Below are 24372 nucleotides of genomic sequence, written 5' to 3'. Positions count from 1 at the left end.
CGATATGCCAGAGGCTGTCTTAGTCACTATTCACCATGCGCTGTACGTTAACAGAGGGACAGGTACGCAGATATTGGTGGGGGGTCAGACCGAACTCCTGCTTGAAACGGGCGGCGAAGCGGCTGGGAGAGTCATAACCGCAGGCGAGGGCCACCTCCAGCGGAGTGAGGGCCTGTTGCAGCAGGGTGAGGGCGTGGCCCATGCGCACCTGGGCCAGCAGCTGACGAAAGCTGCGCCCCTCGGCGGCCAGCTTGCGCACCAGGGAGGCGCGGCTCATGGCGAAGTGGGGGGCTATGGTCTCCAGCCTGTGGTCGGCGCCGGGCTCCACCCCGAGGTAGCGGGCCAGCCGCTCCCCGAGCGTCATTGTGCTGGCGGGAAACAGCAGGTCGAGACCGCCGGCGGCCTGCAGCTCGGCATAGAAGCCGTGCAACAGCTGGGTCTGGGTGGCCTGGCTCAGCGTGCGGCTGGCCATGGAGCAGACCAGCTCGAAGCAGAACGCCAGCGCCGGACTTATCTCAAGGCGCGGTTCCCTGAGCCGGGTGCCCGGGGCGTCAGTCAGCCACTCGGTAGGGGGCGGGGCCAGCAGGGTCAGGGCATGGGAGCTGAACTTGCCCTGCTCGGGCTGATTGATGAAGGTGAGCTGGTGGCCTGCCGGGATCAGCAGCCAGCTCCCCTTGTCAAATGACAGGCGCCTGTCCTGCCACCACAGCAGCTTGTGGCCCTGCTCTACCCAGATGATGGTCGGCGCATAGATGAGCACCCTGTGCAGGGGCTGCTCGCGGATCCCGAAATAGTGATTCAGTTGCAGCAAGGGAGTGCTCATCCGGCGGGCTCCTAGGGGGTGACGAAGGTGGCGGTCAGGGTGGCCTTGCCCAGCGCCATGGCATTGAGCATGTAGCCTACCATGGCGGGCGGGGTATCTGCCTTGACCTCGAGATCCTGAGGCAAAGCCCAGGCGGTGAACTGGTAGCGGTGCATGCCATGCCCGGCGGGCGGGCAGGGGCCGCCGTAGCCCTGGCTGCCGAAGTCGGTTCCGAGCTCCAGCCCTTGTTTGAGTTTGCCGGAGGCGTTGCTGGCCAGCTCGCTCTGATTGGCGGGCAGGTTCACCACCAGCCAGTGCCACCAGCCGCTGCCGGTGGGGGCATCGGGATCATAGGCGGTGATGGCGACGCTTCTGGTGCCGGCCGGCAGGTCCTGCCAGCTCAGCTGGGGGGATCGGTTCTCGCCCTTGCAGCCGAAGCCGTTGAAGCTGAACGCCTTGTCCATCAGCTGACCTTCCTGGATGTCCGTGCTCTTCAAGGTCATGGCGGTGGCGGGCAGGACCGCCACGCACAGCAGGGAGAGCAGGGCGGAACGCAGGGGTAATTTCATTGTGGTGCTCCTTTATGGATGAGGGGATCTCCATGGGGGGGATCCTGATGAGGGGATCAGTCTAGCGAAAGAGGGTCAGCCTGGTGCAACATCAAGGCTCAATATCAGGTTTAAGGTGGTTGATTGTGAGCAGGTCTGCATCTGGAAGGTAAGAGATTGGTAAGGCGGGGTGAGACGGCAAGGGAGTGGGCGGCTGGTGGTGTGGCGGCCATAAAAAACCGGCCTCATGGAGGCCGGTTTTGACATTGTGCTGACAGAAGAGCAGGCGGCTTAGCGCAGTATCATCTGCTCGCGGCCCGGGCCGACGGAGACCATGGGGACCGGCACACCCAGCAGGGCTTCGATACGCAGCACATAGTGCTGGGCAGCCTTGGGCAAGTCTTCAAACTTGCGGATGTGGGAGATGTCTTCGCTCCAGGCTTCCATGGACTCGTACACCGGCTTCAGACCGGCGGTCTGTGGCCAGATCGGGTTCTCGGTGTTGGCACCTTCGTAGGCCACACAGATCTTCAGATCCGGCATGCCGGAGAGGCAGTCCAGCTTGGTCAGGGCGATCTCGTTGGCGGCCTGGATCTCCAGACCCTGCTTGGTAGCAACGGCGTCGAAGTAGCCGATGTCACGGGGACGGCCAGTGGTGGCACCGAACTCGTTGGCGAACTTGCGGAACTCTTCCTGGTTCTCCATGGCGGTGATCAGGGTGCCGGTACCAACAGAGGTACTGAACGCCTTGGCCACGGCAATCACGCGCTCGGGGCGCAGGGCTGGCAGGCCGCCACCGATGCCGGCGTAAGCGCCGGAAACGTGGGAAGAGGTCACCCAGGGGTATTCGCCGTAGATGAGATCACGGCCGGCGCCCAGCTGGGCTTCGAACAGCAGGGTGCCATTCTTGGCCTGGATGGCCTTGAGCGGCTCGCTGACGTTGCAGACGGCGTCGATCCAGGGAGCGGACACTTCCAGCAGCCAGTCGGCCATTTCCTGGGCGGTCTGGCTGAACTCGAAGCTCGGGTAGAGGGCTTTGAGCTGCGGCAGTTTCCAGTCGAGGAAGAACTGGATGCGCTCGACCAGCACTTCAGGCTGTTTCAGCCAGCCGACCAGGATCGCTTTTTTCATGACCCGATCACCGTAAGCCGGTGCAATGCCCTGACGGGTGGAGCCATAGGCGCCATCACCCAGACGGACTTCTTCCAGGGTATCTTCCAGCGCATGGATCGGCAGGCAGAAGGTAGCGCGATCAGAGATGGCTAGTTTAGGGGTCACGCCGGCGGCTTTCACTTCAGCCAGCTCGCGGGTCAATGGCTCCGGGCTGATGACCATGCCAGGGCCGAGGACAACCAGGCACTCCGGGTTGAATACGCCGCTCGGCAACTGGTGCAGCTTGAAGGTGCCCAGGTCGTTGACGACGGTGTGGCCGGCGTTGTTGCCGCCCTGAAAACGGATGCTGGCGGCGGATTGACCTGCCAGATAATCGACGATGCGGCCTTTGCCTTCATCACCCCAGTTAGCACCTACGACTACGATAGACGACATGACTCTTTCTCCTAAGACGTTAGGCGTTCATCCTAGGAGGCTAAGGCGGATTAGAAAAATTAATTATCTTTATAATTCCGATAAGAGAACCATATAATTACGACAGCGTTATCGGCAAGACACCTGTGTTGCAGCACTGGCCGGCATAAGGTGCGCATAGGTGGAAAACAAGAGGATCCCCATGCTGGATATTCACTGGCTGCAAACCTTCGTCACCCTGGCACGGTTGCAGCACTTCGGCCACACCGCCACCGAACTGCACATGACCCAGCCCAATGTCAGCCTGCACCTCAAAAATCTGGAGCAGGCTACACGGGTCAAGCTGATTGAACGCAGCCCGTTCCGGCTGACCCAGGCGGGGGAGCGCCTGTTGCAAAGCGCCGAGCGCGCCATCAATGAGTTGCTGCTGTGCCAATCCGACCTCAATGCCCTCAATCAGCTGAGTCAGGGCACGCTCGCCATCGCCGCCAGCGACATCATCTCCCGCTTGCTGCTGATCCAGCCGTTCCAGCGTTTCAAGCAGGAGTTTCCCGGCATCGACCTCACCTTGTTCAATACCACGTCGGATCAGGCGGCCGAGCTGGTCAAGGCTGGCAAGGCGGACCTTGGCTTCGTGATGGCGCAAAAGCGCAGCGAACCTCTGTTCTACACAGAGTTGCAGCAAGTGACCTGGTGCGCGCTGGGACACGGCTTGGCCCGCTGGCAAGCGCGGGCGAAGGCAGGAGAGAGCGATCCCCTCGATGAGCCGACTCTGATCCTGCTTGGTCACGATACCCGTACCCGGGCGCTGATAGACCCTTCCTTGCCTCTGCTCGGTTTGCCTACTTGTCGCATCATGGAAGTGGGCAGCGTGGATGCCCAACTCGACTGGGCCGAGGCGGGATTCGGGGTGGCCATAGTGCCGGACTTCTCGCTCCATCCGCGCCTCAAGCTCAACGCCCCTGTGACCAGATTGACCGACTTTCCCGGCACCAGTCTGGGATACGTGGTGCGTCAGAATCAGGTGTTGTCACGGGCCATCAAGCAGCTGCTGCACTGGGTGGAGGAGGAGATACAAAGGCCGGATGCCTACCATCCCCCGCAGCCCACGGCTGAGCGCTGAGCCGGTTTCGGATAAGCCGGGTAGTTGTCGCTTGTCCGGCCGCGATCACAACCGATAACAGGCAAGGTTTAAGGGCTGAAATAACCGGTATATCCATCGTCTTTATTCTCGCTGTGTGTGCCGGGCCAAGGGATATAAAACGATACAAAAAAGAGGCCACCCGTATGAGTGGCCTCTTTGCTTTGGGTATCCACAGTATCACTGGGTGGGGATGCTCGACGAGGGCGCGGCGGGCAAGGGCTGACTCGCGTCGTTCGTTGCACCGGCCGCGCTTGGCGAGCCCCCTTTTGTGTCGCTTGCCGCCGGGGGGGCAACCGCTGCCGGAGAGACTGCCGCCGAGGCGGGCATAGTCACGGTTGCTTGCGTTGCCGTTGCCGCCGACGGGGGAGCGGCCACCCCGGGTTGAGTCGCCATGGCGGCCGAGGTGGGCTGCACGGCAACGGGCTGGGTTGCCACCGGGGCGGATGTGCCCGCCGGGGGAACTGTCACCTCGCTGCTGGCGTGCGCAGCCGAAGCCGCTTCCATTGCGGGGGTTGCCGCCGACACTTCTGTCGCAGAGGCAGTGAGGGATTCAGGTGTCAGTGACGGCAGTGGCAGAGCGGCGTCCTCCATGCCCGGATGGCGCGGTACGTCTGCCGCGGCCAGCATGGAGTCCTGGGTGAGGGGCGTCAGTGCCGGGTGCAATCTGGTAAATTGCTTGAGCCGCGCGGTCAGCACGTCCCGCACTGTGCGCACCTCGGCTTCGGGCAGGCTGTCCAGTGCGATCAACTCGGCGGTAACGGCGAAGGTACTGACGCTGGTGAGCTGTCCGGGATAGAGGTTGGCACCGATCCGGCTGTGCTGATAGTAAGGGTGGTGCTTGAGCAGGCGGTCGATCTGTTCCCCTTCGATAGGGATGATACGCGCCTTGCAGCGACCGGTCAGGTCCCCTATGCCCTGATTGGGGTGGCCCGCCACCACGAAAGCGGCGTCCAGAGTGCCATCGCAGAGCCCTTCCAGCCGACTGTTGACTGCGGCCGGGATGACGGGGGCAAAGCTGCTTGCCTGCCAACCCATGGCATCGAGCAGAGCCTGACTGGTGACGCGCTCCCCCGAGCCCGGGTTGCCCAGATCGACCCGCTTGCCTTCGATGTCAGCCAGGGTAGTGATGCTGCTGGTGGCGCTGGCAAGCAGGGTCAGCGACTCCTGATGGAGCCTGAACAGGCTGCGAAGCCGGTCGTTGGGCGGCTGGCCCACGAAGGGGCCTGTGCCCTTGGCGGCATGATGAACCACATCCGATTGCACCAGTGCCAGCTGGATTTTGCCCTGGCCCAGCTCCTTCAAGTTGGCCAGCGAACCTGAGGTGCTCTGCACCGAACAGTGCAGCCCCTTGCTGGCACTCTCTTCGTTCAGCAAGCGGCAGATGGCGCCTCCGGTCGGATAGTAGACGCCGTTGAGCGCCCCTGTGCCAATGGTGAGATGGGTGGGCGTGGTGGCGTGCAGGGGCAGTGCCAGTGCCGCAGCCAGCCAGGGCAGGGTGATTCGTAGCAGGGCAGGCAGGTGGTGCAAGGGGCTTGGGTACATAGTGAACCGGATAAATGGCTGATAAAAGGGATGGGCCTGGCCCATCCCGTATGACGTCTCATGTTGTCTATTCAGCGGCGGGCCACAATGGAGTCAACCATTGTGGCCCGCAACGACTGCGCTCAAGCGTAGTTGGTTGCCGCCGATATGCAGCTGCAAAAATATACGCTATTGCCGTCAGATGCGAGTCTGGATCGCTTTCTCCATGCGAGCCAGTGCCTCGGTCAGCCGTGCCCTGGTGCAACCGAAGTTGAGCCGCACGAACTGGCCATTGCCGAACTGGGCGCCGGGGGAGAGCCCCACTCCCGCCTGTTCGAAGAAGGCGATGGGGTCGTCGAGCCCGAGCGCACTGACATCGATCCACGCGAGGTAGGTCGCCTGATGGCGCGCCAGCGTGACGCCAGGCCAGCGGGCGACCGCCTGCTCGATCAGCGCCAGATTGGCAGCCAGATAGTCGAGCTGTTCGGCAAGCCAGGGGTCGCCCCCTTCGTAGGCCGCTTCGGCCGCGACAAAGCCCAGCAGATTGACGTCGGCGCTGATGCCGCGCATTGCCTGTTGCAGCTTGAGGCGCAGACGGGGGTTGGGCACCACGGCAAAGGCGCAGCACAGGCCTGCAATATTGAAGGTCTTGCTCGGTGCCATCATGACGGCGCAGCGATCGGCGGCTTCCGGGCTGATGGCGCCATAGGGTATGTGGCGGGCATTTTTGTCCAGCAGCAGATCGCAATGGATCTCGTCCGAGCAGACCACCAGATTGTGGCGCTCGGCGATGGCATCGATGGCTTCGAGCTCCTCGCGGGTAAACACTGTCCCACCCGGGTTGTGCGGGTTGCACAGCAGCAGCAGATCACCAAACGGGGCCTGACGCTCCAGCGCTTCCAGATCCAGCACCCAGCGACCCGCCTCTTCCACCATGGGGACTGTGAGCAGGGGACGGTCGTTGAAACCGGGGGCTTGCAGGAAGGGGTAGTAAACCGGCTTGGGGGTGATGATGCCGCGGCCTTGCTGGCTCCAGGCTTTGCACGCCAGGTTCAGACCCGGTACCACGCCGGGCAGGAAGATGAGCCACTCTGGCTGTATGGTCCAGCCGTAGCGGCTGGCCAGACGCGCCATGATGAGTTCGATCAGCCGGGCAGAGGGGCGCGAGTAACCGAAGATACCGTGGGCGACCCGTTTGGTGAGGGCCTCGACGACGGCGGGCGGCGAGACAAAGTCAGTGTCGGCAACCCACATGGGCAGCACGTCCTCGCCTTTGTACTTGTCCCATTTCAGGCTCATGGTGTCGCGACGATCTATTTCCCGGTCAAAATCAAACATGTGAAATCCTTATACTGGCCAGTGGGCTTTCAATGTACGGGGTCGGGCGCGGGGTCGCAAGCCTTGAGGTAACTCTTGATAATGACATAAAATAAGCGGCGTTATTTCATGCACTTGCCGAATTTTGGCCAGTTTTTATCCCCCAATCCAGTGGTAATCCTATGAGCTTGCTGACCACAGCCCTGCAGAGGCGTGATCCCGTCTCCCTCTCTTTTCTGGCCGTGACCTTTATGACCGGGGTTGCAGTAGCGCTCCAGGTACCGACCTTGAGCCTGTTTCTGGCCGAAGAGGTGCAGGTGCGCCCCTTGCTGGTCGGACTGTTTTACACCGTCAACGCTGTGGTCGGCATCCTCATCAGCCAGTGGCTCGGCCACCGCTCCGACAGCAAGGGGAATCGCAAGCAGCTGATCCTGCGCTGCTGCTTCGCGGGTGTGGTGCTCTCCCTGCTGTTCGCCTGGAATCGCAACTACTGGCTGCTGGTGAGCCTGGGGGTTGTGCTGGCCAGTCTGGCGGCCACTGCCAGCCCCCAGCTGTTTGCCCTGGCCCGTGAATATGCCGACAGCCGCAACAAGCGGGCGGATATGTTCAGCTCAGTGCTGCGGGCCCAGTTTTCCCTGGCCTGGGTGATTGGTCCCCCCATCGCCTTCGCGCTGGCCATCGGCTATGGCTTCGAGGTGATGTATCTCGCCTCCGCCCTTGCCTACCTTGTCTGCGCGCTGGTGGTGTGGCGCTGGCTGCCCTCCCTGCCGTTGCCCACGCAAAATAACGAGGTGGAACGGGTCAGCAGCTGGCGGGACCCGTCGGTGCGGGCACTGTTTATCGCCTCCACCCTGATGTGGACCTGCAACAGTATGTATCTCATCAACATGCCGCTCTATATCACCCGCGAGCTGGGGCTGGAGGAGAAGCTGGCCGGTGTGCTGATGGGCACGGCGGCAGCCCTCGAGATCCCCTTCATGCTGCTGGCGGGCTACTACACCCAGCGCTTCGGCAAGCGTCCCATGATGCTGGTGGCCGTGCTGGCCGGGGTCGGTTTCTACGTGGGGCTGGTCACCCTGTCGAGCCAGTCTGCGCTCATCGCGCTGCAACTGCTCAACGCCATCTTCATCGGCATAGTCGCCGGGATCGGCATGTCCTACTTCCAGGATCTGATGCCGGGGCGCGCCGGAGTGGCGACTACCCTGTTTGCCAACAGCATACGCACCGGCTCCATCATGGCGGGAGCCATCGCGGGGACTGTGGCCGAGATCTGGAGTTTTCACGGGGTCTTCATGGTGGCGACTGCGCTGGCGCTGGCGGCACTGGGCGCCTGCTGGCGGGTGCCCAATGTGTGAGGCGGGTCTGTGACCGGTTGGCTATGGGTGATGCAGGCAGCCTGACGGCATGTGCTTATTTGTCGTTGTCGTTCTGATATTCGTTGTGAAGACAGCGCAGCAGCAGCTCGGTGGCCGGACCCAGGGTATCGGCCGTTGATGGCGTGAGCTGAGATATCAGTATCGCTGTCGCTGACCGAGGTTACTTGTCGTTATCGGTCTGATATTCGTTGCGAAGACAGCGCAGCAGCAGTTCGGTGGCCGGACCCAGGGTATCGGCTGACGGGGTGAGCAGATAGGTATAGAGGTGGCGCTCGTTGCCGCTCTCCAGATCCAGTGGCACCAGGGCGCCGCTGCCCAGCTCCTCCTGAACCAGATGGCGGGGCAACCAGGCATAGCCAAGGCCGAGTTTGAGCATGGCGATGGCTTCGTGATAGTGGGTCGCCTTCCAGCCAGTGTCGTCCGCATCGTTCCAGTCCACCGAGCGGTGGATGGGGGGATGCAAGCTTATCTGGTTGTGGCTGGCGAGCTCCTCGGTGGAGACGGCTCCCGTCAGGGCGGCGAGGGGATGTTCGGCCGAGCAGAGCGGCAGCAGGCACACTTCGTCCAGCGGCAGGCCGGTGCGATCCTGGGGCAGGTGTTCGGACAGCATGAGATCCCCTACCTGCAATGCATTGAAGTGGCAGTGAATGCGTTCGTGCAGATTGACGCGGCAGCCCCGGCTGCGGGGATAGAAGTTGGCCAGTGCCCGATAGAGACGCTCCCGCGGTTGCAGCACGGAAACATAGAGATTGATCTGCGGCTCCCACTGCCGCTCCAGGTTGTTGGCCAGGTTTTCCAGCTCTTCCACCTGCTGGCTGAGCTGACGGGCCCGCTTGAGGAAGATCTCCCCTGCCGGCGTCAATACCGCCTTGCGCCCCCTCACTTCCAGCAGGGGCACTCCCAGACTCTGCTGCAGCTTGGCCACCGCATGATTGAGAGAGGATTGGCTCTTGTTCAGCGCCTCGGCGGCCTGGGCATAACCGCCGCAGTCCACCACGGCCTGAAAGATCCGCCATTGCTCAAACGTGCTCTTGGGACGAAACATATCTCAACCTGATAAGGGATCGGATCTGATAAAGGCCTTCGACAGGGTGCCGACGACACCCTATTGAATTTAACCCCATGCGGTGCAGGGTTCCGGTTATTTTGTTGATTTATTTGGGCTGGGCCACAAAGGTCTGACCGGTTTTGCCACGGCTGTCCTGTCCCATCAGGTAGAGATAGAGCGGCATCAGGTCGGCCGGCGTCTTGAGCTGCTGGGGATCTTCCGCCGGGAAGGCGCTGGCGCGCATCTTGGTGCGGGTACCGCCCGGGTTGAGGGTGTTGACTCGCACAGCCGTGTTTTCCAGTTCGTCGGCCAGCACTTCCATCATGCCTTCGATGGCGAACTTGGAGATGGCGTAGGTGCCCCAGTAGGCGCGGCCTTTGCGCCCCACGCTGGAGGAGGTGTAGACAATGGAGGCCTCACCATGCTCCCTGGCGGTCTGGCGGATCAGCGGCAGCAGCGCCTGGGTCAGCAGGAATTCGGATTTCACGTTGACCTGCATCACCTCGTCCCACTCTTTCTCCTGAATATGTTCGAAGGGAGAAAGGGTGCCGAGCAGGCCCGCGTTGAACAGCACGCCGTCGAGGCGACCAAACTGCTGGGCGAAGGTCTCGGCCATGCCGCGGTAGTGGGCGGCGGTTGCTCCTTTCAGGTCCACCGGCACTATGGCGGGAAGGGGATAACCGGCGGCCTCAATCTGGTCATAAACAGCCTCGAGTTTGGCACTGGTGCGGCCGAGCAGGATCACGGTCGCGCCGTGGGCTGCATAGGTGATAGCCGCTTCGCGGCCTATGCCGTCACCGGCACCTGTGACCAGAATGACCTTGTCCTTGAGCAGATCCCGGGGTGCCTGATAATCGAGCATGACAACTCCTGTTAACAAATTCGTGGCAGATGCGCGCGGCAATAGAGGGGCAAGTGTACTGATCCCGCACGGCATTTGACCAGTATGAGACGGCAAAAATGTGAAGAAAATAGAGGGGTTGTGATTGTCGAGTCTGTTTTTTGAGCTGCTGTCGCAGAGTTTTTGCGCGAGCCCTGCAAACTCCCTAGAATGTGAAAAAACTGACTCACTATGGAGTATCAAGTGGCATTTTTGACCGAGTATGGCCTGTTCCTGGCCAAGACCCTCACCTTACTGCTGGCCATAGCTGCCGTCATCCTGATGGTGATCAGCAGCCGTCAGCCGAAATCCCGCAAGGGTGAGCTGATGGTGACTGATCTCTCCAGCGAGCTGGAGCAGGGGCGTTATCAATTGCAGGCGGCGCTGGCCGGCAAGACCGAGCGCAAGCTGCTGGAGAAAACGCGCAAGGCCGAACACAAGGCCCGTGCCAAGACGGAAGACGAACGCAGTCGCCTGTTTGTGCTCGATTTCAACGGCAGCATGGATGCCAAAGAGGTGGCTTCCCTGCGAGAAGAGGTGAGCGCCGTGATAGGGGTCGCCCAGTCCGGTGACGAGGTGTTGCTGCGTCTTGAGTCCGGCGGCGGTGTGGTCCATGGCTATGGCCTGGCAGCTTCCCAGTTGCAACGACTGCGGGACAAGGGCATCAAACTCACAGTGGCCATCGACAAGGTGGCGGCGAGCGGCGGCTACATGATGGCCTGCGTGGCAGATCAGATACTGGCGGCGCCCTTTGCCATCGTCGGCTCCATCGGTGTGATTGCCCAGTTGCCGAACTTCAACAAGCTCTTGAAAAAGCACGACATCGAATTCGAGATGCACACTGCTGGCCAGTACAAGCGCACCATCACCATGTTCGGTGAGAACGACGATCTGGGGCGGGAAAAGTTTCGTGAGGAGCTGGGCGCCATCCACGAGCGGTTCAAGGCGTTCGTGGCCGAGCACAGACCCCACCTCGACATAGACAGTGTCACCACGGGGGAACACTGGCTGGCGAGCCAGGCCAAGGGGCTGGGGCTGGTGGACACCCTCTGCACCAGCGACGACTACCTGCTGGCCCAGGCCAGCCACCACAAGGTGGTCGGCATCAGCTATCGCAAGCCAAAGAGCCTGACTCAGAAGCTGGGCCAGCAGGCGGCCCTGGCGCTGGAGTCGAGCTTGGGTCGCCTGTGGCAGCAGAGCCCCTGGCGCTGAGAACCTGTTCCGATCTTACTGCGAGGTCGTGATCAAGGCTCATGTGCTGCTCGGAATCCTCACGTATGTTTATACGCTCCGGTTCCTGCGCTGCTCTTCACCTTGCTGACGACCTCTCGCGACAGTTAGAAAACAGGTTCTAGGAAGCCGTTCAAAGGGCAATAAAAAGCCGGGCACTTGCCCGGCTTTTGCTATCCAGCGACTCAGCGCTGGAACGGGTAGACGGAGCCGAGTTTGAGGATCTGGGTCAGTTCGTCCAGGGCGGTGCGGGACTCCTGTACCAGTGCCGGGTCGCGCAGATCATCCAGCGCCAGACTGTCGCGGTAGTGGCGATCCACCCACTGATCCAGCCGGGCGAACTGGCTGTCGTTGATGAGGCAGGCCGGATTGACCGCCGCCAGCTCCTGATCGTTCATGGCGACCCGCAGCCGCAGACAGGCGGGGCCACCGCCGTTGCGCATGCTCTGCTTCACGTCCATGTAGTGTATCTGCTTGATGGGGGTGCCCTGGGCGATGAGCTTGCCGAGGTAGGCCGATACCGCCGGATTGTCACGACACTCTGTGGGGGCGATGATCGCCATCTCGCCGGACGGCAGGGTCAGGATCTGGGTGTTGAACAGATAGGATTTCACCGCATCCTGCACCGACACCTCGGCAGTCGGTACCTCGATGAAGTGCAGCTCGCCTTCGCCAAACTTGTTGCGCACCTCGACCAGCGCCGCCTCGGTATTGAGAAACGCCTGCTGGTGGAAGAAGAGCACGTTCTGGTTGCCTACCGCTATCACGTCGTTGTGAAACACCCCTTGATCGATCACGTCCGGATTCTGCTGGATGAAGACGGCACTCTCTTCACTCAACCCGTGCAGACGGGCGATGGCCTGGCTGGCTTCCAGGGTCTGGCGGGCCGGATAGCGCTTGGGGGCGGGCTGGGAGACATCAAACGCGCTGCGGCCATAGACGAACAACTCGACCCCGGATTCGCCGTAGGCACGACACAGCCGGGTGTGGTTGGCGGCGCCCTCGTCACCGAAGTGATCGTTTTCCGGCAGGTACTGGTGGTGATAGAAGTGACGGTCGTTGTTGAACACGGCGCGCAGTATGCGGCCCGTCACCTCGGGTTCGAGGGAGCGGTGGAACTTGTTGGTCAGGTTGGCGGGGGTGAAGTGAATGCGGCCATCCTGGGTATCGGCACTCGGGGAGACGGTGGCGGCGTTGGCAGTCCACATGCTGGAGGCCGAATAACAGGCGGCCAGCACGGCGGGTGCCTGTTTGGCAGCCTGGGCCAGCACGCTTGCATCATTGCCGGTGAAGCCGAGACGGCGCAGGGTAGCCAGATCCGGCCGCTCCTGCGGTGCCAGCACCCCCTGGGTCATGCCAAGCTCGGTCAGCGCCTTCATCTTGCGCAGCCCCTGCTTGGCTGCCTCCTTGGGATTGGACGCTTCCTTGGCATTGCTCTGGGAGGCAACGTTGCCGTAGGACAAGCCCGCATAGTTGTGGGTCGGGCCGACCAGGCCGTCGAAATTGACCTCGAAGTGCTTCATTGAGTACATCCTTTCGATTTTTATATGGGTAGCGGTTCCTTCCGCGCACAAAGCTGCGGGATGCAGCCATTATAAGGAGATTTTGTCTTTTGTAACAAGCTGATAACTAAAGTGGTTTGTTATGTTGCAAGAGCGGTTTGTTATGTCATTTCAAATATAAAAAAGGGGTGGATATGGCATAAAAATAAAAAAGCGGTTGCTTCCCAAGGCTCGGCTTCGCATTAATAAATAAAGAGGTCAGCTGGTTCGGGCGGGTGAGCTAATTTGCTCACAAGATTGCTTTTTCGCGTCAAATCTCTTATACAGCCCCACAAAACCGCACACCAACCCCGTCGGGTGCAATGAGGATAATAGTTACAGCATGGGCAAATCACTGGTCATAGTGGAGTCTCCGGCCAAGGCCAAGACCATCAACAAATATTTGGGCAAGGACTACGTGGTGAAATCCAGCGTCGGTCATGTTCGCGATCTGCCCACCAGTGGCAGCGCCAGCAACGAGCCCAAAAAACCTGTCATTCGCGGCATCAAGCTGAGCGAATCAGAGAAGGCTGCCAAGGATCGCAATGCCCTGTTCTCACGGATGGGGATAAATCCGACCGCAGGCTGGCAGGCCAACTACCAGATTTTGCCCGGCAAAGAGAAAGTGGTCAGTGAGTTGCAAAGTCTGGCCGCCAAGGCTGACACCATCTATCTCGCAACCGACTTGGATAGAGAGGGAGAGGCCATCGCCTGGCACTTGCGCGAGATCATCGGTGGTGACGACAGCCGCTACAAGCGGGTGGTATTCAACGAGATCACCAAGACTGCGATTCAGGAAGCGTTTGCCCAGCCATCCGAGCTGAACATCCACCGCGTCAATGCCCAGCAGGCCCGTCGTTTCCTCGACCGGGTGGTGGGCTACATGGTTTCCCCCCTGCTATGGAAGAAGCTGGCCCGTGGCCTCTCTGCCGGCCGGGTGCAGTCCGTTGCCGTGCGTCTCATCGTCGATAAAGAGCGCGAGATCAAGGCGTTCGTACCGGTGGAGTTCTGGGATCTCAACGCCGATCTGCTGACCGGTGACAAGGCCGATCTGCGCATGGAAGTGGTCAGCCGCAACGGCGCCGATTTCAAGCCGGTCACCCAGGCCGAGACTTTCGCTGCCGTAGCCGCCCTGGAAGGGGTCGACTACAAGGTGGTGAACCGGGAAGACAAGCCGACCGGCTCCAAGCCGTCCGCCCCCTTCATTACTTCCACCCTGCAACAGGCGGCATCGACCCGTCTGAGCTTCGGGGTGAAGAAGACCATGATGATGGCCCAGCGTCTCTATGAAGCGGGTTACATCACCTATATGCGTACCGACTCCACCAACCTCAGCAAAGAGGCGGTCGAGGCGCTGCGTGAATATATCGGTGAGCAGTATGGCGCAGCCTATCTGCCGGCCGAGCCGAATCTGTATGGTTCCAAGGCTGGCGCCCAGGAGGCTCACGAGGCGATCCGTCCCTCCAGCGTGCTGGTGACTGCCGAAATGCTGGAAGGCATGGAGCCGGATGCAATGCGTCTGTACGATCTCATCTGGCGCCAGTTCGTGGCCTGCCAGATGACACCGGCCCAGTACGACTCCTCCACCCTGACCGTCAAGGCCGGTGAGTTCGAGCTCAAGGCCCGTGGTCGTACCCTGCGTTTCGCCGGTTGGACCAAGGCATTGCCGCCCATGGGGCGCAAGGGCGAAGACAGCCAGCTGCCTGCGGTGACAGTGGGCGAGGTACTCAAACTGATCAAGCTGGATCCGCGCCAGCACTTCACCAAGCCGCCCGCGCGCTTCACCGAAGCGGCCCTGGTGCGCGAGCTGGAAAAGCGCGGCATTGGCCGTCCGTCTACCTACGCCTCCATCATCTCCACTATCGTGGATCGCGGTTATGTGCGGGTCGAGAGCCGCCGTTTCTTCGCCGAGAAGATGGGTGAAATCGTCACCGACCGTCTGGTGGAGAACTTCGTCGAGCTGATGAACTACGAGTTCACCGCCAAGATGGAAGACAAGCTCGATGGCATCGCCGAAGGCAGCCTGGAGTGGAAGAAGGTGCTGGACGCCTTCTACGAAGAATTTACCCAGGAGCTGGCAAAAGCGGATCGGGATGCGGAAGAGGGGGGCATGCGTGCCAACCAGATGGTGCTGACCGACATCGACTGCCCGGATTGCGGCCGCAAGATGGGGATCCGTACCGCCACCACCGGCGTCTTCCTCGGTTGCTCCGGTTACGCCCTGCCGCCGAAAGAGCGCTGCAAGAAGACCATCAACCTGGTCTCCGCCGACGAATTTGTCTCCGCCACTGACGGTGACGAGGCTGAAACCGAGGCGCTGCGTGCCAAGCACCGCTGCGGCATCTGTGGCACAGCCATGGACGCCTACATCATAGACGACAGCCGCAAGCTGCACGTCTGTGGTCGCAACCCGGATTGTGACGGTTACGAAATCGAGAAGGGCCAGTTCAAGCTCAAGGGTTATGAAGGCCCCAGCATAGAGTGCGATCGCTGCGGTTCCGAAATGCAGCTCAAGAACGGCCGTTTTGGCAAGTACATGGGCTGTACCAATGAGACTTGCAAGAACACCCGCAAGATCCTGAAAAACGGCGACATAGCGCCGCCGAAGGAAGATCCTGTACCGCTGCCCGAGCTCAAGTGCACCCAATCCGATGCATACTTCGTGCTACGTGACGGGGCGGCTGGCCTGTTCCTGGCCGCCAGCAACTTCCCGAAATCCCGCGAGACCCGTGCACCTCTGGTGGAAGAGCTCAAGCGCTTCAAGGATCGCCTCTCGCCCAAGCACCAGTACCTGGCTGACGCCCCGGCGTCAGATCCTGACGGTAACGCCTCCATCGTTCGCTTCAGTCGCAAGACCAAGGAGCAGTACGTGATGACGGAGGTCAACGGCAAGGCAACGGGCTGGACGGCGCACTACGACAACGGCAAGTGGCAGGAGAGCCTGGCCAAGTCGAAGAAGGCCTGATGGCGCGCAGTTCACACTATGATGAAAGAGGCCCCTTGCAGGGGCCTTTTTGTTGGGAGATGACGGTATACTGAAACGGCTGCAAGGATGGCAGCGCTGTACACGGAGGTTGTGATGGAGATTAACGAGATCCGGCCGGGAATGACCTGTTTGACCCGGGAAGGGACTGCCTATGTGCTGGAAGTGGACAGGCAGAGTCTGCTGGTGTTGCTGCAACGGGAGTATGAAACCATACCCGTGCAGGTGCGCAGCGACGAGATCCTGGCTCCACTCACACTGTGACCTGAAAGGGAACAAGGAGGCATGACAGCTCTTTGATTCGAAAGGAAACCAAGACAGATAGCCGCGCTGTGACTCAACAGAACATCATGAGAAACCGCAGCGCTCTGGTTTAACAAAAAATAGCAGCGCTTTAAAAAGGAATGAGGAATAGCAGCTCGGCGAGGTCGGGCTGCCATTGCCACTCCCGCATCTTTACCCTCCCGCCTATCACAGGCACCCCCTCCTGCTGCAATCGTCCCGTCTGTTCCATGAAGCTTGTCGACCCTTTTGGCAGTGAAATGGTGCCGCCTGCGCCCAGCACGCGATGCCAGGGCAGCACCTTGTCCGTTTCCCGCAGCACCTTGCCCACCAGTCGGGCTCGACCGGGCAGCCCAGCCAGATCCGCCACCTGACCATAGCTGACCACCTTGCCGGGCGGGATCAGGGCGAGGATCGCCTCGATGCGGGCGACCTTGTTCAGGGGGGCAGGGGCTGGCTCCATTCTCATGGGTCATGACTCTCCAGAAACGACAGAAGCGCCATTGTGGCGCTTCTGTCATGGGGGTGGCAACCCGTGTCAACCAAAGGTCTGACTGAGCCCCTTGAGCTGCCTGGCGCGCTCCAGCAGCTCCTGACTCGAGTCGTCGACCTCCTGCATCTTCTGGCTATTGGCCTGGGAGTACTGGGAAATCTGGTTGATGCTGCGGCTGATCTCCTCCACCACCGCCTGTTGCTGCTCGGCGGCGGCGGCGATCTGGGTGGAGTGTTCCGTGACCAGCTCTATCTCTTCCAGCACCGTGTGCAGGCTGCTGGCGCCCTGGCGGGTCATCTCGGCGCACTCGCGGGTCTGTTGCAGGTTCTCCTGCATCATCCCCTTCCAGCGTCCCAGAGTGTGCTGGATCTGCTGTATGCTGCCCTGGATCTGCTCGGTCGCCTTGTGGGTGCGGGTCGACAGGGTACGCACCTCGTCAGCCACCACCGCAAAGCCGCGGCCCTGCTCACCGGCCCGCGCCGCCTCTATGGCGGCGTTGAGGGCCAGCAGGTTGGTCTGATCGGCTATACCCTGGATTTCGCCCATGACGCTGCCAATTCGCTCCGACTCGCTGGCAAGTTCTACCGCAGAGTTGAACGCCAGTTCAGCTTGTTTAGCGAGCTGCTCGATGCGTTGTTCGGTCTGGCTCAGCTGTTTGTTGGTGTGCTCGCAGCGGCTGCGTGCCTCGTTGACCTGACCATTGGAGTCCTGGATGTTGTGGGCAATCTCATGAGCCGTGCTGGCCATCTGGGTCATGGCGGCAGCCATCTGCTGGGTCTGGGCATCCTGCTCGTTGATGTCGAGACAGGCCTGATGGGATGCCTGTTTCAGGTTGGTGGCCAGGGTCTGCAGGGGATGGGTCGCATCGTTGATCCGGCCCAGCACGGTACGGATACGGGCCTGCAGCATCTTGATGTGAAAATCGGCGATGGCGCCCGGGCCGTCACCCGAATAAACCAGCCGGGTCAGGCTGTCATACTCTCGGCCGAGCTGCTGCAGGTAGAGGGGCAGGGAGAATATTTCCCGCCAGTAGGCGCCACTGATGAGCAGCAGGGGCAGCAGCATCAGCAGGGCTGTCATGGCGCCCTTGCTGAGAAAGGCCCAGCCGAGCAGGCCGAGCAACAGCAAGCCCAGCACCGGCAGGCGCATGCGGCTGAGGGAGGGAAGGCTGCTGGCCGAGCCCCGCTCAGCCTTGAGCAGGGCCTGATAGGTCTGGCTGGCGACGCGCTTGAGCTGGGGTTCCGGTTTGCAGCGTACCGACTGGTAACCGCTGACTATGCCCCCCTCGTAGATGGGGGTCACATAGGCGTCGACCCAGTAGTAACGGCCATCCTTGCAGCGGTTCTTCACCATGCCGCGCCAGGGCTTGCCCTCCTTGAGGCGGGCCCACAGATCGGCAAAGGCGGCCTTGGGCATATCGGGGTGGCGCACCAGGTTGTGGTTGTGACCGACCAGCTCTTCAACGGGGTAGCCGGCGATGCGGCAGAAGGCGGGGTTGGCGTAGGTGATCACTCCGCGCAGGTCGGTGGTGGAAACGAGTTGTTCGTCGGCAGGAAACTCCACTTCGCTGTCCAGGGTATGGACGTCTCTGCGAGCCATAGGAATACGCTCCGATGTTCTTGTTGATAGTTTTGTCGTTGTTATTGTGGCAGATCCGGGCGTGGTTGCAGGTGATTGCCAGGGCGCGCCGAGTCGGCTTCATAGGGGGCTGAATTTTGCCAACAATGGCGGATGAATGGTAGGGGAAAGTTGGTTTTTTGTTGGTGGATGGTAAAAAAAGGCGACCCAAAGGTCGCCAGACAGAAAGATAACACTACCTCTGTGGTACCCGATAACGCACCTGTAGCTGGTCGAGGATCTGCAGCTGGCCCGGCAGGCGGGCGGCGAAGTGATCCCACGCCTTGCGGGTGGCGTCGCTCCAGGCCACCTCGGCGGTGGCCAGCATACGCGGGAACAACATATAGTCGAGACGGTCACGAGAGGTCACCAGTTCCGACCATAAGGGGCTCAGCACCCCCAGGATGTTATCGTTGGCATGGAAATCGGCCGGGGCAGGATCACATCGATATACCTGCTCCAGATTGAGGGTGCCCGCCCAGTAGAGGCCGGGTTCGCGGGGATCCTGGCTCCAGGCCAGATCCAGATAGAGGTGCTGGGCCGGTGCCATCACAACGGGATAGCCCGCAGCCGCGGCATCCAGCCCTGCCTGGAAGCTGGTCCAGGCGAAGATGGTGGCATCCCGGCTTACCTTGTCGCCGTGCAATATCTCCTCCCAACCCAGCATCTGCTTGCCCTTGCTGGCCAGATACTGTTGGCAGTGGCGCAGCAGGTGGCCCTGCAGCTCGCGGCAATCCTGATATCCCTGCCGTTGCATCAACTGCTGGCAGGCCGGGCTGTCGGTCCAGACCCCGGTCGGTACCTCGTCCCCCCCCATGTGTACCAAGGGGCCAGGGAACAGCTCGCACACCTCGTCAATTACCGCCTCCAGGAACTGATAGGTGCCGGGCAGGGCCGGGTTGAGCACGTTGTCGTCGAAATATTGCACCGACAGGTAGCGGGAGCGATCCGCTTCCTCGATCAGTAGCCCGGGCAGCGCCTTGATGGCGGCGTGGCAGTGGCCCGGGATGTCGATCTCGGGGATGACGGTAATGCCGAGCCCGCTGGCATAAGCCACCAGCTTGCGTACCTCGCTTTGGGTATAGTAGCCGCCATAGGGCTCGGGGCCGCCACTGAGCTGGGGCCCCACTGGCAGATCGTGGCCGCGCCAGGCTGCGATCTCTGTCAGCTGCGGGAAAGCCTTGATCTCGAGCCGCCACCCTTCGTCATCGGTCAGATGCCAGTGGAAGCGGTTGAACTTGTAGAGGCTCATCAACTTGAGCAGGCGCTTGAGGCTAGCGACGGAGTGAAAGTGGCGGGCGCAGTCGAGGAAGATGCCGCGAAAACCGAAGCGGGGGGCATCGACCAGCTCGATGCAGGGCAGGCTCTCTCCGTGCTGCAGAGCCCACTGGGCCAGGCTTGTCAGGCCGTGGCGCCAGCCAGCCTCGCCAGCCGCGGCTATGGTCACCCCCTCCGGCGTGATGGTAAGGCGATAGGCCTCGGCAGCCAGGGGGGCCTCGATCAGCCGGATCTCGGCATCATGATCCTGCTCCAGCGCCAGCCCTGTCAGCTCGTTGAAATGGGCCAGCAGGCCGGTCAGCGACCCGGGCCCGCTGACATGAGCCCGTTCCGCCAGCCGGAAGTTGCCCTCCAGCAGCACCAGCTGATCCGGCTGGGGCACTATGCCTGCGAGGGGTTCGACCTCTGGCAGATCCGGAGCGGCGGGCCCGCTTGGCGGCAGGCCCAGCTCTTGTTCCACCAAGGTTACCGGCATCAGCTGGGGGCCCGTGCTCGCCTCGGGCAGGCTCAGGAAGAAGCCCTGCGGCATGTCAGACAATCGCTTGATGGGGGTGTTGCGACAGCAAAAACGCAGCTCGCTTTGCCCCTCGGCCGGGATCAGCACCTTGTAGCTGCCGCTCTGGCGCTCCAGTCTGGCACCCTCGAGGGAGGCGGGATCTATGTGGCGTGCCAGGCAGAAGTGAAGTTTCCAGGGGGCTGCCGGCAACTGGCTCAGGTTGAATCGGAACCAGACGTCCTCGCCATCGCGTCGGTCAACCTGGGTGTGGATCAGGGGTGCAGACATGAAAATTCCTCTGATGGAGTTAAGGGAACAAACAGGGCGATCATCTCCTTGTGGTACTGGTCAACCCGGGGAGGGATCCAAAGTGCAGGCATGGGTATTCCCCGGAGCGGGCAGAGGGGGATCCTGTCCCCGCCGGCGGGCAGATCAAATTGGACAAGGCTCAGTTGTGCAGACATGGGAACGCCTCCGACTGGGCAAACAGTATGGCCCCCTCCAGAGTATCGGCCTTGGGGTTGACCAGGTTGAGGTGCGCCAGCCGGGGAGCGAGGCGCATGCCGATGCCACCGAGCAGGGCAATCTGGCTGGCTCCCAGCTGCTGCATCCCCTCCAGCAGGGTATTCAGCTGGGCGCAGGTCTCGTCAAGCAGCTGGCAGGCAAGCTCGTCGCCGTCGCTGGCGGCATCGAACACCCAGGGGGCGAAGCGGCCGTAGTCGGCGGGAATGGCGCGGGCGGCCCAGCGCACCACTTCGTCCTGATCCCGTTTGAAGTGATCGAGCAAGCGGATGGCCAGCGTGCTGGGGGGCAGGATGCCGTCATGGCAGAGCAGGGATTGCTGGATGGCACGCAGCCCCAGCCAGGCACCGCTGCCCAGATCCGAAATGGGAAAACCGCGACCGGAACAGGTGTGCAGCTGACCGTGGCGATAGATGAGCCCGGCCGAGCCGGTGCCGGCGATGAGGATGGCCCCCTCCTCGCCGCCAAAGGCACCGAGGCAGGCACCGAAGGCATCGGAGGTGAGCCTGACGCTGGCAAAGGGAAAGGGCATCTCGAGCATGGCGTGATAGCACTCCGCCAGCTCGGCGGAGGCAAGCGCCAGCCCGACCCCCATCCGTTGCTGTGAATCGTTACCCAATCCGGCTTCAACCCTGGCCAGATCGATGGCGGCCAGCACGTTGGTGTGGGCGACCTCTATGCCGAGCTCCAGGTTGGATCCGGCGGCGCGCCCCTCACCCAAGAGCTTGCCCGCCTTGTCCCGAATGCGGGCGCGGGTGTGGGTGCCGCCACCATCCACGCCGACCCAGTACTCAATCATGCTGTCCTCCCTGTGCGCTCTGCCAGCTGATGGCCAGGGCAAACCAGGCGGAATGTATGGAGGATCCACTGCTCTCCCTCTCCCCCAGTGTTAATGATGTCCGAGCCGCTCTCAATCATGGCGACCTCCCTGCGCGCTCTGCCAAGTGATGGCGAGGGCAAACCAGGCGGCGTGGGGGATCCACTGCTCGCCCCAGCGCCAGTTCTGATCCAGCCGATCCTTGTACTGCTCAGGAATAAATGCGATATCCGCCTCGTCATCGAACCCTGCGGTGATGCCGTTGCAGATGCCGCCGAGGGCATTGGGATAACCGGCTGTGTAGACCGGGTTGTTGATGCCGTGGCCCGCCAGCATGCAGACGTTGAACGGGTTCTGCCCCAGGATCCAGTCGAGCTGGCGCTGGCCGAAGCCGAGCAGCGGCCCGGATTGCTGCGGAAGCTGCTCGGCGGCGGCAAAGGCCATGGCGGCCAGGGAGGCCAGCCGGGCATTCTCCCCCTGCCACCAGTAACCGGATTCGTTGTTATGGGGCATAAAGAAGCTGACGCGAGGCGCTTCATCCACCCCTTTCACATACTGGCGGGCGAGGGAGAAGGGGTTGCCTGCTTGGGCGCACAGTGCCAGCTCGGCGGCCAGCGCCTGCTGCACCACGGTTTGCACCTGAGCCCTGCGCCCCAGATCCGGCTCTACGCCTAAATATTCCAGCAGCGCCAGCACCGGCAGACCCGCTTCGGCGGCATGATAGTAGGGGCGAGAGCCATCCTCGTTGGCTGACCAGTAGTGCCCCTGCTCCGGATGGGGGAGCTGGCGGGCGCAAAGCTTGCCGGCCCACACTCTCGCCTCGCTTAGCCACTCATGGCCCAGGGTCTTGGTCAGCTCGACCGCGGCCAGCAGGGCGCAGTAGTCATCGATGATGTTCTCGCAGCCATCGTCCAGATAGGCGTGGTTGTGTTCGCGCAAGTGCAGATAGCCACGGCTGGCCGCCTCAGCGTAGCGGCTGGCATCGAAATCGCCGCTGACGTTCTCGCGGGCAGCGCGGGCCAGGGCGGCGATGGTCATGCCGCCCCCTTGCCTGAAACCCGCCTGCCAGTTGGCGGATTTGATCCCCTGCTGGGTGGCATAGGCGCACAGCTCGCGCTGGGCGGGATCCTTGCTCCACTTGTCAAACAGCGTCATGTAGAAGAAGCCCGACTCATCCTGCATCCGGCAGAGGAAATCGGCGCCGTGCAGCGCCTCGTCATTGAGCCGCTTGCACAGGTTCACCCCGTCGATATCGTGGCGCGGGGCCAGCAGTTCCCGGCATTTGAGCAGGGCCCACACCACTAGGGGGGTCTGCTGGGGGTTGAGGTAATTGGCGTAGGAGAGGTGGCTCAAGTACTTGCTCATGTCGCCGCTGGCATCGAACCAGCCGCCGTGCACGTCTTTGCGTTGATCGGTGCCAAACAGGGGGGCAGTGCGGTCGGCCCGATCGAAGGCGCCGCTGGCGCGCTGGCCCTTGAAGTAGTGAATGACGTCAGAAAGGCAGTGGCTCGCCAGCAGATCCTGGCCGATGGCGAAGCGGGTAGAGCGGACAATGCGCTGCTCCGTGGCGGCTGCGCCTGTGGGGGCAGTGATCGCCTCCAGCCGGTAGTGGCCGGGCTCCTCGAATGCAGAGAAGTCGGCGCGCCAGTAGGCACGGCCCTGCCAGCCAGGGACCTCACCGGCCGCTTGCAGTTGGGTTTCAAACAGCGTCTGGCCATCGCTTAAGCGTTGCAGCCTGACATAGCCGCCGAGATCATGGGCAGGGGAGGTTTGCAGCAGGGCGATCTTGTGCCCATCGCACTCGTAACCCACCTGATTGATCAAGAGTTCCATCAAGGTATTGCTCCAGTGGTTCACCCAATTGCGGTGAGGTTCATAGCGGGGCCGTGGTGGCCCCGCATCGAGGCATGGCCGGACTGGGTTGTCCGGCCGTTTTAGTGGCGAGCATCACTCGTAGAGGTAGCAGCGCACGAAGTGGTTGTCTGCGAGTTTGGTGATGGGGGGCAGCTCATCCTTGCAGCGGGCCATCGCCTGGTTGCAGCGCCCGGCGAAGGGGCAGCCACAGGAGTCCGGTGTCCAGAGCGGTATCTCCCCCTTGCGGCCCCCCTCCAGCGCAGCGTGGATGCTCTTCTCGGGGTCGGGCACCGCCGAGATGAGCAGCTGGGTGTAGGGGTGCTGCGGGTGGTGCAGTATCTCGTCCACCTCTCCCCACTCCACCATGTGACCCACATACATCACCGCCAGATCTTCCGCCACATAGCGGGCGGTGGCGATGTCGTGGGTGATGTAGAGCATGGAGACGCCCAGTTCGTTCTTCATCTGCTCCATCAGGTTGAGGATGCCGATGCGAATGGAGACGTCGAGCATGGAAGTCGGCTCGTCCGCCAGCACCACTTCCGCCTCCACCGCCAGGTTGCGGGCTATGTTGACCCGCTGGCGCTGGCCGCCGGAGAGCTGGTGCGGGTACTTGGCCGCCGTTGCCTTGGCCGGTGTGAGCCCCACCTTTTCGAGCAGGGCATGGACCATCTCCGGCAGGTCTTTCTTGTCGATCACCTTGCTGTGCAGCAGCAGGGGGCGGGCTATGTGGTGGTAGATGGTGTGGGTCGGGTTGAGCGAACCGAACGGATCTTGCCACACCATCTGCACGCTCTGGCGATAGTCGAGCAGGGCCGTGCCCTTGTTGAACTCCTCCAGATCCCGGCCGCGATAGAGGATGCGGCCGCTGGAGAGCTTGTACATCTTGGCGATGATCTTGGCGATGGTGCTCTTGCCTGAGCCCGACTCCCCCACCACCGCCAGGGCGCGGCCCCGGTGCAGGTTGAAGGTGATATCGGAGAGGGCCCGCATCTTGCCGCTCTTGATGGCATTGGAGTTGACGGGGAAGTCCTTGTAGAGGTGCTGGACTTCGATGATGGGCACGTCGGTTTGGGCGATTTGCATGACAGACATC

At 61.8% G+C, this 24372-nt stretch carries 19 protein-coding genes; 5 read left to right on the top strand and 14 right to left on the bottom strand.

Annotation, left to right across the window (positions count from 1 at the left end):
- Positions 1-19 precede the first annotated feature (19 nt).
- The 3 genes from ONZ54_RS16575 to ONZ54_RS16565 form a co-directional block, all read right to left on the bottom strand.
- Positions 20-823, bottom strand: a complete 804-nt coding sequence (locus ONZ54_RS16575; RefSeq protein ID WP_271786712.1) for a helix-turn-helix transcriptional regulator — start codon at positions 821-823, stop codon at positions 20-22.
- Positions 824-834: 11 nt separating this feature from the next.
- A complete protein-coding gene (locus tag ONZ54_RS16570; protein WP_058393459.1) occupies positions 835-1371 on the bottom strand; it encodes a YbhB/YbcL family Raf kinase inhibitor-like protein in 537 nt (178 codons plus the stop codon).
- Positions 1372-1641: 270 nt separating this feature from the next.
- Entirely contained in the window at positions 1642-2898 is a 1257-nt protein-coding gene (locus tag ONZ54_RS16565; protein ID WP_005312153.1) for an adenylosuccinate synthetase, read from the bottom strand.
- Positions 2899-3079: 181 nt separating this feature from the next.
- Here ONZ54_RS16565 and ONZ54_RS16560 point away from each other — a divergent pair, with 181 nt between their 5' ends.
- Positions 3080-4000 (top strand): LysR family transcriptional regulator, encoded by a 921-nt coding sequence (locus ONZ54_RS16560; protein ID WP_155603503.1) that lies wholly within the window; start codon positions 3080-3082, stop codon positions 3998-4000.
- A gap of 198 nt (positions 4001-4198) precedes the next feature.
- On the opposite strand, the gene ONZ54_RS16555 is transcribed toward ONZ54_RS16560, so the two are convergent.
- Entirely contained in the window at positions 4199-5563 is a 1365-nt protein-coding gene (locus tag ONZ54_RS16555; protein WP_271786711.1) for a TAXI family TRAP transporter solute-binding subunit, read from the bottom strand.
- 177 nt (positions 5564-5740) lie between these two features.
- Positions 5741-6880 carry a MalY/PatB family protein gene (locus tag ONZ54_RS16550; protein ID WP_021139074.1) on the bottom strand — a complete coding sequence of 380 codons (1140 nt, stop codon included), beginning with the start codon at positions 6878-6880 and terminating at the stop codon, positions 5741-5743.
- 161 nt (positions 6881-7041) lie between these two features.
- On the opposite strand from ONZ54_RS16550, the gene ONZ54_RS16545 reads away from it, so the two are divergent.
- The gene (locus ONZ54_RS16545) at positions 7042-8214 is read left to right on the top strand and encodes an MFS transporter (RefSeq protein ID WP_271786710.1); all 1173 of its coding nucleotides are present in this window, start codon (positions 7042-7044) and stop codon (positions 8212-8214) included.
- A gap of 181 nt (positions 8215-8395) precedes the next feature.
- Here ONZ54_RS16545 and ONZ54_RS16540 read toward each other — a convergent pair whose 3' ends face one another.
- Both ONZ54_RS16540 and ONZ54_RS16535 read right to left on the bottom strand, forming a co-directional pair.
- Positions 8396-9280: a LysR family transcriptional regulator gene (locus ONZ54_RS16540; RefSeq protein ID WP_005312172.1), complete on the bottom strand. Its 885-nt coding sequence runs from the start codon at positions 9278-9280 to the stop codon at positions 8396-8398.
- A 109-nt stretch (positions 9281-9389) separates the two neighbouring features.
- Positions 9390-10145: a YciK family oxidoreductase gene (locus ONZ54_RS16535; RefSeq protein WP_125606349.1), complete on the bottom strand. Its 756-nt coding sequence runs from the start codon at positions 10143-10145 to the stop codon at positions 9390-9392.
- Positions 10146-10367: 222 nt separating this feature from the next.
- Here ONZ54_RS16535 and sohB point away from each other — a divergent pair, with 222 nt between their 5' ends.
- Positions 10368-11375, top strand: coding sequence for a protease SohB (gene sohB / locus ONZ54_RS16530; RefSeq protein ID WP_271786709.1), 1008 nt, complete (start codon positions 10368-10370; stop codon positions 11373-11375).
- A 203-nt stretch (positions 11376-11578) separates the two neighbouring features.
- Here the strand turns inward: sohB and astB are convergent, their stop codons facing one another.
- The gene (gene astB, locus ONZ54_RS16525; protein WP_271786708.1) at positions 11579-12916 is read right to left on the bottom strand and encodes an N-succinylarginine dihydrolase; all 1338 of its coding nucleotides are present in this window, start codon (positions 12914-12916) and stop codon (positions 11579-11581) included.
- Positions 12917-13277: 361 nt separating this feature from the next.
- On the opposite strand from astB, the gene topA reads away from it, so the two are divergent.
- Positions 13278-15899 (top strand): type I DNA topoisomerase, encoded by a 2622-nt coding sequence (gene topA, locus ONZ54_RS16520; protein WP_021139069.1) that lies wholly within the window; start codon positions 13278-13280, stop codon positions 15897-15899.
- A 114-nt stretch (positions 15900-16013) separates the two neighbouring features.
- Complete coding sequence (locus ONZ54_RS16515; protein ID WP_005312189.1) at positions 16014-16181, top strand: hypothetical protein; 168 nt, start codon at positions 16014-16016, stop codon at positions 16179-16181.
- A 130-nt stretch (positions 16182-16311) separates the two neighbouring features.
- On the opposite strand, the gene ONZ54_RS16510 is transcribed toward ONZ54_RS16515, so the two are convergent.
- The 6 genes from ONZ54_RS16510 to ONZ54_RS16485 form a co-directional block, all read right to left on the bottom strand.
- Positions 16312-16668, bottom strand: a complete 357-nt coding sequence (locus tag ONZ54_RS16510) for an MGMT family protein (protein WP_271786707.1) — start codon at positions 16666-16668, stop codon at positions 16312-16314.
- A gap of 69 nt (positions 16669-16737) precedes the next feature.
- Positions 16738-18291, bottom strand: a complete 1554-nt coding sequence (locus tag ONZ54_RS16505) for a methyl-accepting chemotaxis protein (RefSeq protein ID WP_271786706.1) — start codon at positions 18289-18291, stop codon at positions 16738-16740.
- 214 nt (positions 18292-18505) lie between these two features.
- Entirely contained in the window at positions 18506-20371 is a 1866-nt protein-coding gene (locus ONZ54_RS16500; protein WP_271786705.1) for a beta-N-acetylhexosaminidase, read from the bottom strand.
- Between the two features lie 160 nt (positions 20372-20531).
- Positions 20532-21404: a glucosamine kinase nucleotide-binding domain-containing protein gene (locus tag ONZ54_RS16495; RefSeq protein WP_271786704.1), complete on the bottom strand. Its 873-nt coding sequence runs from the start codon at positions 21402-21404 to the stop codon at positions 20532-20534.
- A 111-nt stretch (positions 21405-21515) separates the two neighbouring features.
- Positions 21516-23255: a glycoside hydrolase family 9 protein gene (locus ONZ54_RS16490; protein WP_271786703.1), complete on the bottom strand. Its 1740-nt coding sequence runs from the start codon at positions 23253-23255 to the stop codon at positions 21516-21518.
- A 114-nt stretch (positions 23256-23369) separates the two neighbouring features.
- Positions 23370-24362: an ABC transporter ATP-binding protein gene (locus ONZ54_RS16485; RefSeq protein WP_271786702.1), complete on the bottom strand. Its 993-nt coding sequence runs from the start codon at positions 24360-24362 to the stop codon at positions 23370-23372.
- Positions 24363-24372 lie beyond the last annotated feature (10 nt).

It is taken from the genome of Aeromonas salmonicida (genome assembly GCF_028355655.1).
Taxonomy (GTDB): Bacteria; Pseudomonadota; Gammaproteobacteria; order Enterobacterales; family Aeromonadaceae; genus Aeromonas; species Aeromonas salmonicida.
The sequence above is the reverse complement of the archived record's forward strand: the minus strand, read 5'-3'. Positions and strand labels throughout refer to the sequence as shown.

Excerpts from the sequence above, each read along its gene's own strand:
- ONZ54_RS16575 (WP_271786712.1), bottom strand. The coding sequence starts at position 823 with ATGAGCACTCCCTTGCTGCAACTGAATCACTATTTCGGGATCCGCGAG.
- ONZ54_RS16570 (WP_058393459.1), bottom strand. The coding sequence starts at position 1,371 with ATGAAATTACCCCTGCGTTCCGCCCTGCTCTCCCTGCTGTGCGTGGCG.
- ONZ54_RS16565 (WP_005312153.1), bottom strand. The coding sequence starts at position 2,898 with ATGTCGTCTATCGTAGTCGTAGGTGCTAACTGGGGTGATGAAGGCAAA.
- ONZ54_RS16560 (WP_155603503.1), top strand. The coding sequence starts at position 3,080 with ATGCTGGATATTCACTGGCTGCAAACCTTCGTCACCCTGGCACGGTTG.
- ONZ54_RS16555 (WP_271786711.1), bottom strand. The coding sequence starts at position 5,563 with ATGTACCCAAGCCCCTTGCACCACCTGCCTGCCCTGCTACGAATCACC.
- ONZ54_RS16550 (WP_021139074.1), bottom strand. The coding sequence starts at position 6,880 with ATGTTTGATTTTGACCGGGAAATAGATCGTCGCGACACCATGAGCCTG.
- ONZ54_RS16545 (WP_271786710.1), top strand. The coding sequence starts at position 7,042 with ATGAGCTTGCTGACCACAGCCCTGCAGAGGCGTGATCCCGTCTCCCTC.
- ONZ54_RS16540 (WP_005312172.1), bottom strand. The coding sequence starts at position 9,280 with ATGTTTCGTCCCAAGAGCACGTTTGAGCAATGGCGGATCTTTCAGGCC.
- ONZ54_RS16535 (WP_125606349.1), bottom strand. The coding sequence starts at position 10,145 with ATGCTCGATTATCAGGCACCCCGGGATCTGCTCAAGGACAAGGTCATT.
- astB (WP_271786708.1), bottom strand. The coding sequence starts at position 12,916 with ATGAAGCACTTCGAGGTCAATTTCGACGGCCTGGTCGGCCCGACCCAC.
- topA (WP_021139069.1), top strand. The coding sequence starts at position 13,278 with ATGGGCAAATCACTGGTCATAGTGGAGTCTCCGGCCAAGGCCAAGACC.
- ONZ54_RS16515 (WP_005312189.1), top strand. The coding sequence starts at position 16,014 with ATGGAGATTAACGAGATCCGGCCGGGAATGACCTGTTTGACCCGGGAA.
- ONZ54_RS16510 (WP_271786707.1), bottom strand. The coding sequence starts at position 16,668 with ATGAGAATGGAGCCAGCCCCTGCCCCCCTGAACAAGGTCGCCCGCATC.
- ONZ54_RS16505 (WP_271786706.1), bottom strand. The coding sequence starts at position 18,291 with ATGGCTCGCAGAGACGTCCATACCCTGGACAGCGAAGTGGAGTTTCCT.
- ONZ54_RS16500 (WP_271786705.1), bottom strand. The coding sequence starts at position 20,371 with ATGTCTGCACCCCTGATCCACACCCAGGTTGACCGACGCGATGGCGAG.
- ONZ54_RS16495 (WP_271786704.1), bottom strand. The coding sequence starts at position 21,404 with ATGATTGAGTACTGGGTCGGCGTGGATGGTGGCGGCACCCACACCCGC.
- ONZ54_RS16490 (WP_271786703.1), bottom strand. The coding sequence starts at position 23,255 with ATGGAACTCTTGATCAATCAGGTGGGTTACGAGTGCGATGGGCACAAG.
- ONZ54_RS16485 (WP_271786702.1), bottom strand. The coding sequence starts at position 24,362 with ATGCAAATCGCCCAAACCGACGTGCCCATCATCGAAGTCCAGCACCTC.